Source organism: Aquitalea sp. (assembly GCF_030150775.1).
GTDB classification, from domain to species: Bacteria; Pseudomonadota; Gammaproteobacteria; order Burkholderiales; family Chromobacteriaceae; genus Aquitalea; species Aquitalea denitrificans.
This window is the reverse complement of sequence record NZ_JASLFG010000034.1, coordinates 176,240-190,600: the sequence shown is the minus strand read 5'-3', so window position 1 is coordinate 190,600 and position 14,361 is coordinate 176,240. Positions and strand designations below refer to the sequence as shown.

At 55.0% G+C, this 14,361-nt stretch carries 8 protein-coding genes; 3 read left to right on the top strand and 5 right to left on the bottom strand.

Features of this window, described 5'->3' with window-relative positions:
• Positions 1-6: 6 nt before the first annotated feature.
• From QVF59_RS11785 to QVF59_RS11770, 4 genes are all read right to left on the bottom strand, one after another.
• Entirely contained in the window at positions 7-3,030 is a 3,024-nt protein-coding gene (locus tag QVF59_RS11785) for a hybrid sensor histidine kinase/response regulator (RefSeq protein ID WP_287880068.1), read from the bottom strand.
• 67 nt (positions 3,031-3,097) lie between these two features.
• Positions 3,098-3,997 (bottom strand): transporter substrate-binding domain-containing protein, encoded by a 900-nt coding sequence (locus tag QVF59_RS11780; RefSeq protein WP_287880066.1) that lies wholly within the window; start codon positions 3,995-3,997, stop codon positions 3,098-3,100.
• Between the two features lie 162 nt (positions 3,998-4,159).
• Positions 4,160-7,558 carry an ATP-binding protein gene (locus QVF59_RS11775; protein WP_287880064.1) on the bottom strand — a complete coding sequence of 1,133 codons (3,399 nt, stop codon included), beginning with the start codon at positions 7,556-7,558 and terminating at the stop codon, positions 4,160-4,162.
• An 861-nt stretch (positions 7,559-8,419) separates the two neighbouring features.
• Entirely contained in the window at positions 8,420-9,295 is an 876-nt protein-coding gene (locus QVF59_RS11770; RefSeq protein ID WP_287880062.1) for a LysR family transcriptional regulator, read from the bottom strand.
• Positions 9,296-9,449: 154 nt separating this feature from the next.
• On the opposite strand from QVF59_RS11770, the gene ampC reads away from it, so the two are divergent.
• Positions 9,450-10,628 carry a class C beta-lactamase gene (gene ampC / locus QVF59_RS11765; protein ID WP_287880060.1) on the top strand — a complete coding sequence of 393 codons (1,179 nt, stop codon included), beginning with the start codon at positions 9,450-9,452 and terminating at the stop codon, positions 10,626-10,628.
• 349 nt (positions 10,629-10,977) lie between these two features.
• Here ampC and QVF59_RS11760 read toward each other — a convergent pair whose 3' ends face one another.
• On the bottom strand, positions 10,978-11,904 hold the full coding sequence (locus QVF59_RS11760; RefSeq protein WP_287880057.1) for a LysR family transcriptional regulator: 927 nt from the start codon (positions 11,902-11,904) through the stop codon (positions 10,978-10,980).
• Between the two features lie 90 nt (positions 11,905-11,994).
• On the opposite strand from QVF59_RS11760, the gene QVF59_RS11755 reads away from it, so the two are divergent.
• Together QVF59_RS11755 and QVF59_RS11750 are read left to right on the top strand one after the other, a co-directional pair.
• Complete coding sequence (locus QVF59_RS11755; protein WP_287880055.1) at positions 11,995-12,783, top strand: substrate-binding domain-containing protein; 789 nt, start codon at positions 11,995-11,997, stop codon at positions 12,781-12,783.
• Positions 12,784-12,796: 13 nt separating this feature from the next.
• Complete coding sequence (locus QVF59_RS11750) at positions 12,797-14,095, top strand: MFS transporter (RefSeq protein WP_287880052.1); 1,299 nt, start codon at positions 12,797-12,799, stop codon at positions 14,093-14,095.
• The last annotated feature ends 266 nt before the right edge of the window (positions 14,096-14,361 follow it).

The following is a 14,361-nucleotide window of genomic DNA, read 5'->3' as shown; positions in this document are numbered from 1 at the left end:
TCCAGCTCAGACACTCGGCTTCAAGCGATCACACAAGATTTTTATCAATTCCTGTGCTTCATCAATGGAAAATTCATCGACTTTTGCCGCGATTTCATTCATTGCAATTTCGATGTCATCGCCGATCACACCAGATCTCAATTCCATCAGCAGCCCTTCTGCCGCCCCCAGATCTGCATCGAGCAACTTCCGCAAACGCTCCAGACGCTCTAAAACTTCAGCCACACTAAGCGGAGTACGTCTCATCACCGCTGGTGGTTCGGTGACGGTCAAACGATCAATATCAGCAATCACCTGTTGCAGAAAGTTGCTCATTTCTTGCAATTTGGCTTCTTCCGGCACATTGCCCTGTTTGAGCAAGGTACCGATTTCACTAATTTTTTCATACAACAGCCCGGCACCGATATTGCCGGTTACCCCCTTCAAGGCATGACAATACTCCTGAGCACCCTCAAAATCCTGCTGACTGATCAAGCGCTGCAGTTCGCTATCAGCGTTCGGGTAATGTTCGCGGAACCGGCGCAGTTGCTTACGATAAGCCTCGACCTTTCCACCTATACGGCGCACACCCTCGAGCGTATCGATGCTGGTTAGCGCCAACAAATCTTCGGGAAACCCAGGCTGCTCAGCAGCGACACGCTTCCGCGACCGTATCATCCGTTTATCCTCGGGGACGTGCACGCACTTGGCCAGTGCGGCCAGCAACTGCGCAGGAGCAATCGGCTTGGTCACATGGTCATTCATGCCGGCCTCCCGGCTTTTCTCGGCATCATGGGCCATCGCCAAAGCTGTCATGGCGATGATAGGCAAACTGGAGAATCGTTCACCCGACAGCGCCCTGATGGCGCGCGCTGCCTTCAAACCATCCATGACGGGCATCTGGATATCCATCAACACCGCGTCGTAAGTCCTCTGCTGGACTTTGTCCACAGCTTGCTGACCATTCACGGCCTCGTCGACCTCCATACCCTCGCTGCGCAAGAGCTCGCTGGCGAACTCGCGGTTGATGTCGTTATCCTCGACTAGCAAGATGCTGGCGCCAGCCAAATTGGCAGCCGCTCCCGGATGCGCGGCAATCGGGCCTTGTTCCCGACTGAGCAGCCGGCCTCTACCAAGCACCGAAAGCATGGTATCGAGCAAGGTTGAAGGCGATACAGGCTTAATCAGGAAGCTGCTAACACCAGCCTGTTCCGCCAATTTCATCACATCCTCGCGACCATAAGCGGTGACCATGACAATCTTCGGTTGAGATGTGATGGCCGGGTTGCCATGAATACGTCGCGTCACTTCATCACCATTCATGCCGGGCATCCGCCAATCCATCAGCACGAGATCAAAAGGTTTGTCACTGGCCGCCTCGAGTAAGGCCAGTGCCGATGGCCCACTGGCAGCGACATCGACGTCAAGATGGAAAAACCGCAACATCTCGGCCAGAATTGCGCGAGATACCTCATTATCATCCACAACAAGGACACGCACGCCTTGTAGCAGCGGGCCTACTTGAGCCACCAGCTCGCGCCGATGGCATTGAGCCTTCTCTGCGACTTTGAGTGGGACCGTGAAGCAGATTGTCGTGCCCTTGCCCAGTTGTGAGTCTTCGACCCAGATCCGGCCTCCCATCAGTTCGATGAGCTGCTTACTGATAGCCAGCCCCAGCCCTGTTCCGCCAAAACGGCGCGTGGCGGACTGATCCAACTGAGTGAATTTCTGGAACATCCTTGTCTGCATTTCAGCCGTCATGCCAATGCCGGTATCCCTCACACAAGCCTGTATATTGATTTCTGCATCGCTTGTCGTCAGTGCACGGAAAGCCAGCTCGACTTCGCCATGATCGGTAAATTTGACCGCATTGCCACAGAGGTTAAGTAGTACTTGCCCCAAACGCAGTGGATCACCGATCAATGTCATCGGAATGGCGGGGTCGTAGCGGATCAGGAATTCAATGCCCTTGAGTTCAGCCTGATAGACCAGGGCATCGGTAAGCCGTTCAAGAACGGTATCGAGTCCGAATTCAACCTGATCAATATCGAGCTTACCTGCCTCGATTTTCGAAAAATCAAGAATGTCATTGATAATGCCAAGCAAGGAATGCGCCGCCCCCTGAGCCTTGAGCAGGTAATTCTGCAGTGTCGGTGGCAAATCCGTCTTCAGCGCAAGGTAGAGCATGCCAAGAATTGCATTCATCGGAGTACGAATTTCATGGCTCATATTGGCCAGAAACTGACTTTTAGCCTGATTAGCCTCGTCAGCCGCATTTTTTGCTAGCTGCAACTCCCCTGTTCGCTCAGCTACCGTCTTTTCGAGGTTCAGGTTCATCTCATTGAGTTTGTGCAGCGAATCGGATAAGCGTACCCGCCCATCGTTGAGCGCATCTATCAAATTGCCAAGCTCGTCCCGGTAAGGGTAAATGATCTTCTCGACAGGCTCTTCCCCTACAGAGAACTGCCAGCTGGCAACTTTTCTGGCAACAGCTGTCACGCTATCCGATAGTCGAAAGCGGACGACCCAGGAGAAAATGAGCCACAGGCCGGTAGTGACAATCAATGCATTGAGCAAGACAACCAGAAAGCTGTATTTGACACGATCCCACAGTACCGCAGCACTGGAATAAAGGTTTAGATAACCGATAAGATGACGGTCTCCTTGCAGCCCATGGTGGAACAGCGGAACAACTTCCAGTTTGTACTTATCCGGGAGAAAACGATTGCGCTGCTCCTGAACAGCCGGTACATCACCATCCTTAACTAGACTGTCGCCTTTATCCGTGGCAATCCTTACCCCGGTGACAATGGCATTTTGCCTAATCCCACGCGCAATTGAAGTTAACTGCTCCGAATCCAGCTCCCAGACAGCCCCGGAGACTCCCGGCTCAATCGTACGCCCCAGCGAAGCCAAGTCGTCAGCAATTGTATGACTCACGGTCCAATACTGGACGACCAACTGGACCCCAGTGACGCAGAACGCCAGCAGCAAATACCAAGGCAGCATGGTGTAAAGCAACCGTCTAGCCAGTGTCTGGGTTGCACTCATCGCAGCTTCCTGTTGAAAAACCCAACACCACCAATCGGGATGAAAAAAGTGTGTCGATCAAATATCGTCACCGATTCACACCCTCTGCAGGCCACCACCAGCTCGTATCCGGATGTTGAGCACCGATGGGAAGTGTCGGATTATCGAGCAAGAGCACCTGACGCTTATCTTTTTTCAAACTTGCAATCTCATTTGCATGATAGCTCTCAAACAGCTGGCGAAATGATCCATCTGCCAATGACAATCGGAGACCGCGCTCAATGGTCTTGGCCAATGTCACCTCGTTCTTGTTAACCCAGAAATAGATGGGATAGGGAAAATACAAAGCTTTGGTTTTTTCAATTGCCAGCAGCGGGTAATTCTTTTTGCGCTCATCGAGTTCGCGCTGGGCTTCGTTCAAGCCTCTCGGAAAAGCATCGAAGCGGCTGACCGCAAGCATTTCAAACAAGTTTTCATAATTTGCCGAAGTGGTGACAACAAATCCATTCGCCCGCATGATGGGCAGATCTGCCCATTGGCTGTTGAGGCCGAATATTAATTTCCGGCGTAACGACACTGCATCCATTTTTGCGAGGCGCGCCTGGTCTGCAGCCCTGATGACAAGCAGCCTGAAGCCCACAATACCACGCAAGATATCAATTCGAACGGGCAGCATCTTGCTTTCGCGCTCGGCGTTCGTCCCTAGCGCAATGACATCTATACTCCCCGATTGCAACAAAGATATGCCGCGATTCTGGGTCACATCCTCGGCATAAGGCTCCAAGCGGAATACCCCTTTCTCTGCCTTGACATGTGCAAGAGCCAGCTCGAGAAGTTTCCAGCGATACTCGTAAATCGGCCCGCTTGGGAAATAACGCAACACGGTTTCCCCGGCCATTCCCTGCCCGGCCACACCGAGCCAAAGGCAAATAACCACCGGACATTTTGCTAACCGCACCATTAGCTGCTTAATTGTTGAGAAATTCATGTGCAGTCCTTTTCATGGCAACAAATCAGCACCTGACTCTCAGTTGGAAGCCACAAGAATATTACATTAGCATCCATTCGGCAAACTGCCGCCAAGGGCAACAACTTTCGAATAGGTACAAGATGGAATCCCTCAAATTACGGCCTGAGAGATACACTGTCGCTACAAGCCATTTTGCTCAACAAGTTGTTGTTCATGCCCCAAGTATTTGCTCAGCATGGTCGACAAGGCAGCAATAGATAGCGGCTTGGTAAGAAAGTCATTCATGCCGACTGAACTGGTTTTTTCCTGTTCTTCCACACCGGCATTTGCGGTGCAGGCAATGATGATGGTGGGCGGTCTGGATGGGTGTTCTGCCTCGTAATTACGGATCAGCCGTGCCAGTTGGTAGCCATCGGTATTCGGCATCTGGCAATCGGTCAATAGCAAGCTGTAGTTGCCGTTTTGCCATTTGGCGTAGGCCTCTGCGCCGTCTTCGGCCAGTTCCACCCGATAGCCTAGTTTTTCCAGTTGCCTGGTCGCCAGCTTGCGATTGGTAGGATTATCTTCAGCAAAAAGGATGGGCGGCAGAGCCTGGTCTTGATTACCTAGCAAACCGCCAGAAGCAGGGGTTAGCTGTTGCGCCGGTTCTTCCAGTTCATGAGCATCTGCCACGACCACCACCAGCAACAGTGAGGCACAGCTGCCATGCCCGACCCCACTCTCCAGCGTCACCTCTCCCCCCATCAGCTTGGCCAGACGGCGACAGATGGTCAGCCCCAACCCGGTACCTCCAAAACGACGTGACGTATCGGATTCTGCCTGGGTGAATGGTTGAAACAGCTTGGACAGGCCCTCGGCACTGATGCCGATACCACTGTCTTGCACTTCAAAACGCAAGGTTTGCGAACGGCCTTCTTCCTCCAGCAGCAGCACGCGCAATGCAATCTGGCCGTGTGCAGTAAACTTCACGGCATTGCTGACGAAGTTCTGCAAAATCTGTCGTACGCGCAGGGGGTCGATCACCACCGCAGCGGCTACCCGCGGATCGATTTCAAGTAAAAACTTCAGCCCTTTGCGCTCCGCCGCCTGCGAATACAGGGTATGCACCTGCTCCAGCATCGGTCGCAGCGCAGTCGGCGTCATCACCACCTCAAGCTTGTCGGCCTCGATCTTGGAAAAATCCAAGATATCGTCGATCAGCCTTAGCAGAGTGCGGGCCGACTCCTGAATCGTATCCACCGAGTCCTTCTGCTCCTCATCAAGCGGTGTCATGGCCAGCAGCTCAAGCATGCCCAGCACACCATTCATCGGCGTGCGGATTTCATGGCTCATGGTAGCCAGAAAGGCGCTCTTGGCCTTATTGGCCGAGTTGGCCTGATCACGGGCTTCCAGCAATTCACGCTCGGCTTGTTTTCGCTCGGAAATATCGATACATGCCAGAATCGCCCCCAGCTGGGGTTGATCGGCAAATAAAGTCATCCCTTCAAACAAAACCCATATCGACGCGCCCGTGTTCGTCTTGCACTCAATCTCACAGCCGACCTTGGTCTGGTTTTGCACCATGGCATTCAGCTGGGAGGTCAGTTCAAACCAGCCCTCGTCAGACAGCACCAGTTCCATCAGATGGCGCCCTGGCAATGGTTCTTTGCCGTTATGGAAGATTGCCTCAGCCATCGGGTTGGCACGAATAATCTGCATGCTGGCATTCAGTCGCAACAACCCCACCGGCGAAGCAGAATATATTGCCTCTTCCTCCTGCAATACGGCTCGCAACTGCGCTTCCGAATTAAGGCGGCGATCTTCCTCGTCATAGAAACCCAGAATACTGGCACAGGAACTAACCAGGGGATGGATATCCTTATTGACCAGTTGCGGGTCGGTACCGCGCAAACAGATGAGGGCGTGAATCTGCTCATCCTGCTCTACCGGCAAACTGATCCACGCAGGCTCGTTAGCCAAGACTGACATCAGATAGCTGACAGGATCCAGCTCCTTTCTGATGTTGTCGAGTGATGGAAAATTTTCCGGCCATTGCCCTGCCTGTAAATTGATATTGAGAGATCCATTACTGTTATTGAGCAGCGCCAGCAAGAAACCGTCCGCGGCTAGCGCAAAACGCTTGAATTCGTCCAGCAGACGGCACATGACCTGCTCGCGCGGCCAGCGACACAACATCAGGTTTTCCACATGGGAGATAGCAGACAGCATGTCCAGGTTGCGTTCCAGCGAGCGCTCGGCCAGCCTGCGCTCGTGCTCATCCCTGACAATCAGCAAATACAGCGTATGGGCCGCTCTGTCCTGAAATCGTGTCAGGGTCAGTCCGGCAAAAAAACAGCGCCCGCCACTCTCCATGCCCAAACCCTGCAAATTGATCCCCACCTCCCCCTCGGCAAGCTGCATGACCTGGTCCAAGTCACCCTCCATGCGCAGCAGTTGTGCAATCGGCAAGCCGACAAGCCCCCCTTCCGCGTAGGCAAACATGCGTTCGGCACCAGCCGCTGCATGCTGGATCACCCCTTGGTCGGTAATGGTCATGATGGCATCGTCGGTAGCATCCAGCATGCGCTGCTGCTGATTGAGCGGCTGCAGCACCTTGCGCACCATGAAGTACAACAGGGCCACGCCTAGCGCCAGCAAGAAAATGCCCAGCAGGCTATCGCGCAGTAACAGACGGCGATAGTGCTGTCGGTTCTGCTGGATATGTACCTCAGTCATGTCCATCAAGAGCATGAATGTGTCGCGTGCCGTATCCTGCGTTTGCGCCAACTGCCTTTGCAGCTGGTTCATTGCCAGGGGGTTATTGCCATGCTCCCGTAGAATCTGAGTTTGCTGCTTGGTCTGAATGTTCAGTTGCAACGCGAGTGCAGAAAACTGCTGCAGGCGCTGTGTAAGGCGTGGATCATTGACATAACGGGCATCTGCTCGCAGCTTTTCCAGCAACACGCCGGACAGCTCCAGCCGGGCGCGCAGATCGTCTTCCTCGGTTTCGCTCAGCATGGCATTGAGTTCCGCCCGCAGCACCAGCCCCATCGCGGCAGCACGCAGGCTGCGTGCCACCAACCAACCATCTTGCTTGATCGTATCCAGCTGATTGATGTCTGCGTTACCGCTGAGGTCGATACGGTTGCCGATTTCCACCATCATGGTGCTCAGCGTGCTCTGAACATTGCGTATCGCCAGCTCCAGCGCGTAGCTCAGTGTCTCGTCGCGAACGAAAGACTTGTTCAGCCGGGTATTCACTTCCTTACGCAACCGTTCGAAATTCTGCAATTGCCCTGAAAATTGCACACCATAATGGCGGTCATCCGGCAGTCTCTGGAATGACTGCAAAACTTGCCCGGTCCAGAAATCCGCTCCCTGCTGCAAACGCAACAAGGTGGTGCGTTCCGCATCATCAGGTGCCATGCTGCGGTTCAGCATGAGGCGAGCCTGAATGGACTCACGCCGCAACAGGTCGGCAGTCATGAATAATTGCCTGCTGACATTGTTCAACTGCATCACCTGCTCGGCCTGTTGATAATTAGCCCAGGAGGCGGCCAGCAACTCGGCAATCCACGCTAATTGGATTCCGCCCAGCATGATGACAATCAATACAACGGCCCGACTGATAGACAAAGTCTGCAGTGCTTTGCTGCTTATTTTTTTGCGCATGATCTACTTTCAGTAGTCATCTGGACAATTGAACTTACCTTTCCCACACCGCCGGTGTTTTGCCTGCACATGATTTCCAGGCAATCGACAATGCTTAACCTTAATAAGGTATAGCCATTCCTGAAGAATAATGACGTTTAAATCTAGCGCCCCTAGGCCTCGTGTTTACCCGGCCCTGACATCTCACCAGCCAGGTTGCAGGAGCCCAATTGCCGCAAAGGGTCAACTCTGTTGGAAAGCTGTTTCAGCCAACCAGAACAAGCTGATTTAATAGACTTTTGCCTGCCTTTTGATCAAAACACAGCTTTTTTTAAGGCGAATCAGAGCAGGGGTAGATCGTCCGGCCGCTAAGGCCGAACTACCGCCAACCTGGATGAGAATGTAATCAAGATTTTTTCAGCCACCTATCACTCCCGTTGGGTTTTCTGCTGCGAGCCATGGTGGCTGGTGACATGTCCAGCAGCGAGTTCACCCTGGTTCAAAAAGTGACAACTGCGCTCCAGACAAACAAATACTGGTACATCACCTTGATGCTGAATATCGGTTTGATCCTACCCGCAGGAATACACCCTGGCGTATAAAAATGGGAAAGGCATTGCCCTGATTGACGTACCGGGCGTTGGTGAAATTATCGGCAGGGATCAGGAATACACCGAGCGGTATCAGCGGCTACTCCCGGAACTGGATCTGATCCTGTGGGTGGTCAAAGCCGATGACCGGACACTGGCCATTGATCAGCAGGTGTTCAACAATGAAAACCACGGCTATACACATAATTTCGCCTCCCGGCTAGCCGGATGGGCAGGCGGCCTCATGCAAAAGCCAGTCGTGGAACATCTGCATGGCCGGCGACAGGCTGCGTGATTTCAACCAAGTAAGCCAGTAGCTGCCGGTGCGTACTTCCAATTCAAAAGGTCGCGCCAGCACACCCGACTGCAGCTCACGCTGGAACATCCGTGCTGGAGCCAGCGCGATACCTGCCCCTTGCATCGCTGCTTCTACCATCAAGCGCGAGGAGTCGAAGATCGGGCCACTGATGGTCCATGGTTCCAATCGTGCTACTTCGAACCATTGCATCCATTCTTCGGTACGGTAGGAGCGCAGTAAGGTTTCTCTGGTCAAATCGGCCGGCACGGCAAGCCGCCTGGCAATCTCCGGGGAGCAGAGCACCGAGAGCGGAGCATCGAACAACAAAGCATTCTCGGTGCTTGGCCAACCTCCTTCACCGAAGCGAATTGCAAAATCCAGCCCTTCGGCGGCATGGTCGACCAGATTGTTATTGGTGAGCAGCCGCAGATCCACAAAGGGATGAGCATCGCGAAATAGTTTTAGCCTAGGCATCAGCCAGCCAACGGCGAAGGTGCCGACCACGCCTATGGTCAGCACCTCGCTCATATGACCACCTTCACATTGCTTGAGTACCGCTTCGATACGGTTGAACGCATCGCTCAGCACCGGCAGGATCGCCCTGGCTTCGTCCGTCAGTCCCAAGCCGCGCGGCAGGCGCTTGAATAGCGGGGTGCCAAGCCAGTCTTCCAGCATTCGTACCTGCTGGCTGACGGCTGCTTGGGTAACCTTCAATTCCAGCCCGGCTCGGGTGAAGCTCAGGTGCCGGGCCGAGGCCTCGAATGCCCGGAGAGCATTTAACGGTAAATGTGGGCGCATTGGGCTTATGTATAAGAATTTCTATTGTCTAATACAAATTTTCCTCGCTTGTGGTTGATACGGCAAGACATGAAAATCCTTGGCGCAATCAATACATAAACAAGGCTAATGAGTCGGGGTGGCCTCCCACAAACAAGACGCAAGGAATAAAGTCATGAAATCCAGCATCAGGCGCTTCGCCGCAGTGGTCTGTGCAGTGTTCTGTGCGAGCGCCACCGTCAGTCAGGCGTCCGATATGCCGCAAGATAGAATCAAAGGTTTAGTGGACAAAGCGATCCACACCTTGATGGCCAAAGACGGCATTCCCGGCATGACCGTTGGGGTCACAGTCACGGGGAAGACCTACATATACAACTATGGCGTGGCATCGCTGGAAACGCGCCAGCCAGTCACGCACGACACATTGTTCGAGATTGGCTCAGTGAGCAAGACGTTCACCGCCACGCTGGCCTCTTATGCACAAGTGAGGGGCTACCTCTCACTGCAGGACAAAACTGGCAAGTATTTGCCGTCGCTAAGGGGGCATCCATTCGGTGAAGTAAGCCTGCTCAATTTGGGGACGCACACGCCTGGCGGCTTGCCATTACAGGTGCCGGACAACATTCATAATGACGTGCAATTACTGAATTATTTCAAGGCGTGGCAACCGACTTATACCCCTGGCACCTACCGTACCTATGCCAACCCCGGCATCGGCACGCTCGGTTGGATCACGGCAAAAAGCATGAAGCAGGATTTTACTGCGCTGATCGAGCAGAAGCTGTTTCCGGCACTGGGGATGAACAACAGTTATATCAATGTTCCGGCTGCCAAAATGGCTGATTATGCGCAAGGCTATAGCAAGACCGGTGTGCCGATCCGCATGAGGGATGGGGTGTTGTCGGCCGAAGCTTACGGTGTCAAGAGCACGGCAGCGGATCTGCTGCGCTTCGTAAATGCCAATATGCATGCGATCTCACTGGACGAAAAGCTTCAGCGTGCGATTGACGAGACGCATACTGCTTACTTCCGGGTCGGGCCAATGACTCAGGACCTGATCTGGGAACAGTATCCGTATCCCGTCGCTTTACCTACGCTGCTAGAAGGAAACGGGTCGCGCATGGTAGAAGCAATACCGGCGACCGAGATCAAGCCACCTCTGGCACCGCGTGCAGATGTCTGGATTAACAAGACAGGTTCGACTAACGGTTTTGGCGCGTACGTAGCGTTTATACCCGCCAAGCGCGTGGGTATTGTGATGCTGGCCAACAAGAACACCCCGCTGGCTGAACGGGTGAATGTGGCGTACCAAATCATGTCGCAACTTGCCACCGGGGGCAGCGCACGCCCTTGAGAGAGAAAGACGGTGGTACCAGAGGTCTCAGCTACTGGGCAGTCCATTTGATCCACGCACGGCTACCACTGTCGAACAGGCCGATAAATATTACCCTGCCGGCCAACCCACATGGTATCCAGTAGTGGTTGCGATCAAGTGTACCTGGCAGATGCGATTGGCCTTGCCAACGTTTCCACCGGCGAGCTTTTGAAACAGCACAGCCTCAATCGTCCGACGTGTGGCTTGCAGCGGCGCTGGCCCAGGTTCGAGTTACCGTCTGCTTAGGCCAAACTGCCGAAGCGGATATCTGAGAAAAGTCTCTCAAATCGCAGCGTTATACTGCTCAATCGCCGACCGGTTACTAGCGCTAAGCTGATAGTCGTTTGGACTGGCAATATTTTTTGAACTGTCCCCGGACCAGTTCGATTAACTTCACCACTGCTGGATTGGGTTTATACCCGGATCGAGTGATAAGACCAATTGTTCTCGATATTTGTGGATCTTCCAGCGTGATGCCGACCAGTTTATGCATATAAGCTGGTGTCAAAGAGAGTTCGGGCACGATCATCACGCCAAGACCGGCCATGGCCATTCCGTAGGCTCCGTGCAAGTGACCGGCTTCATAGTGGACTCGGGGCCGCTCGGGCAGGCTGGCCAGATGATGATCCAGCAGCAGGCGGTTGCCGCTGAGCTGAGACACGCCAATCAGCCGCTCGCCCACTAAATCTCTCCATTCAAGTGTGGTACGCCCTCCTAGCGGGTGACCGTGCGGCATCACGGCGACATAGCGCTCGGTCAGCAATGGCTCAAAGTCGATATTGGGGTCCTCGGCACCAATGAAGTTGATGCCGAAGTCGGCATGCCCTGCCAATACCTGCTCCAGCACCTCTTGTGCGCCCTCATCAAATACCCGCAGGCACAGCGCCGGGTAGCTGGCAGCCAGCTCGGCCAGCGCGGCGGGTAACAGGTGCTGCGCCACCGACGGAATGCTGGCAATCGACACCAAGCCGCTGCGCCGTTCTGCCCGCTCACCCAGGCCGCGCATGGCCTGTTCCAGTTCGTCCACCACATTCTGCGCATGCAACAGAAAATGCGCGCCCTCCTCGGTCAGCCGCACGCTGCGCGTGGTGCGCTCCAGCAAGCGTACCTGCAGGGACTGCTCCAGTTTTTCGATGCGTCGGCTCAAGGCCGGTTGCGACAGGTACAAGGCCTCGGCTGCGGCTTTGAAACTGGACTTCTCCGCCACCGCCAGAAATGCCTGCAATTCATTGAGTTCCAGATTGATGCGCGCCATCGATTAATCCATGAAATAAAAGCAATTAAACATTTATTGCATCTTGTGCATTATTTCAGCACAACACATACACAACAAGAGGAGATCTTCATGGCAATGAAATGGAAGCCAGGCTGCGGCCTGGCCGCGCTGCTGCTGGCGTTTGCCTGCACCCAGGCAATGGCAGATCAACTGACCGTGGTCAGTTCCGGCGGTTTTGCCGCGGCATTGAAGCTGCTGGCACCCAGATTCGAACAGGAAACCGGCCATCAGCTGAAACTGGAATGGGGCCCGTCCATGGGCGACACCCCGCAGGCCATTCCGCAGCGCCTGGCGCGCGGTGAAAAAATCGACGTGCTGGTGATGGTGGGCAGCGCACTGGACCAGTTGCAAGCCCAAGGCCGGGTGGTGGCGGACAGCAATACCCCGCTGGCTGCATCGCGCATTGCGCTGGCGGTAAAGCACGGCAGCCCGCAGCCGGACATCAGCACGCTGGCCGCATTGAAACAGACCCTGCTCAACAGCCATTCCATTGCTTACTCAGACAGCGCCAGCGGCGTGTTTTTGTCCACCGTGCTGTTTTCCCGCCTGGGCGTGGCCGGGCAGATCAAAGACCGCAGCCACATGATTCCCGCCGAACCGGTAGGCAAGGTGGTGGCACGCGGTGAAGCCGAACTTGGCTTCCAGCAACTGAGCGAGCTGATCCCGATTGCCGGCATCGACATTGTCGGCCTGCTGCCGGAACAGGCACAGCAAGTCACCACCTTTTCCGCTGGCATCAGCCGTGACAGCGGACATCAGGCAGCAGCCCGCCAGTTGCTGCGCTTTCTTGCTTCGCCGCAGGTTGCGGCAAGCATTCGCCAGACCGGGATGACACCGGTCAGCACCTCCGCTCAATGACAAGGACGACGACATGACCACTGCCAGCCCACGCCAGTCAAACCTTTCCATGGTGTTACGTGTTACCAGCGGTAACTTCCTGGAAATGTTCGACTTTTTCCTGTACGGCTTTTACGCCACCTATATTGCCAAAACCTTTTTCCCCAGCGGTAACCTGTATGCTTCGCTGATTCTCGCCTTTGCCACTTTTGGTGCCGGTTTTCTGGCGCGTCCCATCGGTGCCATCGTGCTGGGCAGCTATATCGACCGCATCGGCCGCCGCAAGGGGCTGATTGTCACCCTGGCCATCATGGCCTGCGGCACGGCCCTGATCGCCTTTGTGCCAGGCTATGCCAGCATCGGCCTGGCCGCACCCGTACTGGTACTGCTGGGCCGCCTGCTGCAAGGCTTCTCTGCCGGGGTGGAACTGGGCGGGGTGTCGGTTTATCTGGCGGAAATGGCCACACCGGGCCGCAAGGGCTTCTTTGTCAGCTGGCAGTCGGCCAGCCAGCAAGTGGCCATCATGTTTGCCGCCGTGCTGGGCTATCTGCTGCATCAGGCCTTCAACAATCACCAGATCGACCAATGGGCATGGCGCATTCCGTTTTTCATCGGCTGTATGATCATTCCCTTCATCTTTGCCATCCGTCGTTCGCTGCAGGAAACCGATGCCTTCCTGGCACACAAGCATCACCCCAGCTTTGCCGAAGTCCTGCGCTCCATTGCGCAAAACTGGCAGCTGGTCACCGGAGGCATGCTGCTGGTGGTGATGACCACGGTGAGCTTTTACCTGATTACGGTCTACACGCCGACTTTTGGCAAGAGCGTACTCAAGCTCAGTGAAAACGACAGCCTGCTGGTGACCTTCTTTGTCGGCCTGTCCAACTTCATCTGGCTGCCCATCATGGGCGCGCTGTCCGACCGCATTGGCCGCTGGCCGCTGATGCTGGGTTTCAGCCTGCTGGCCATGCTCACTGCCTACCCGGCGCTGGCCTGGATGGTGGCCTCTCCCAGCTTTGGCCACATGCTGGTGGTGGAGCTGTGGTTGTCCTTCCTGTATGCCAGCTATAACGGTGCCACCGTGGTGGCGCTGACCGAGCTGATGCCCAGTCACGTGCGTACCGTGGGCTTTTCGCTGGCCTACAGCCTGGCCACGGCAATTTTTGGCGGCTTCACCCCGCTGGTATCCACCGCGCTGATTGACGCCAGCGGCGACAAGGCTGCGCCCGGCTACTGGATGATGCTGGCCGCAGCCTGCGGCCTGGCCGCCACCCTGATGCTGTACCGCAAGGACATCCGCAGCCGCTTTGTCGGCAAGGCTGCCACCGCCTGAGCCTTAGCCTCTCTCCGTGTGCTTTTTCTTTCCAGTCAGCACATGCCTGGCCTCCTCACGGAGGCTCCAGGCTGCTGACATGGTGATTTGCTTCGATTTCACCGGACCCGGCAAAGCCGGGCCTTTCGACACACTGATTGATTCCGCAGCCTTCCCGTCTATTCCCTATCCCCCCGCCCTTACCCTGTAAGGGGGCCTCGCTTTCTGTTCAGAAAGCGAGAGCGTATTCGCCAATAATCTGCAAGCTCAACACATAGGCTTTTCAC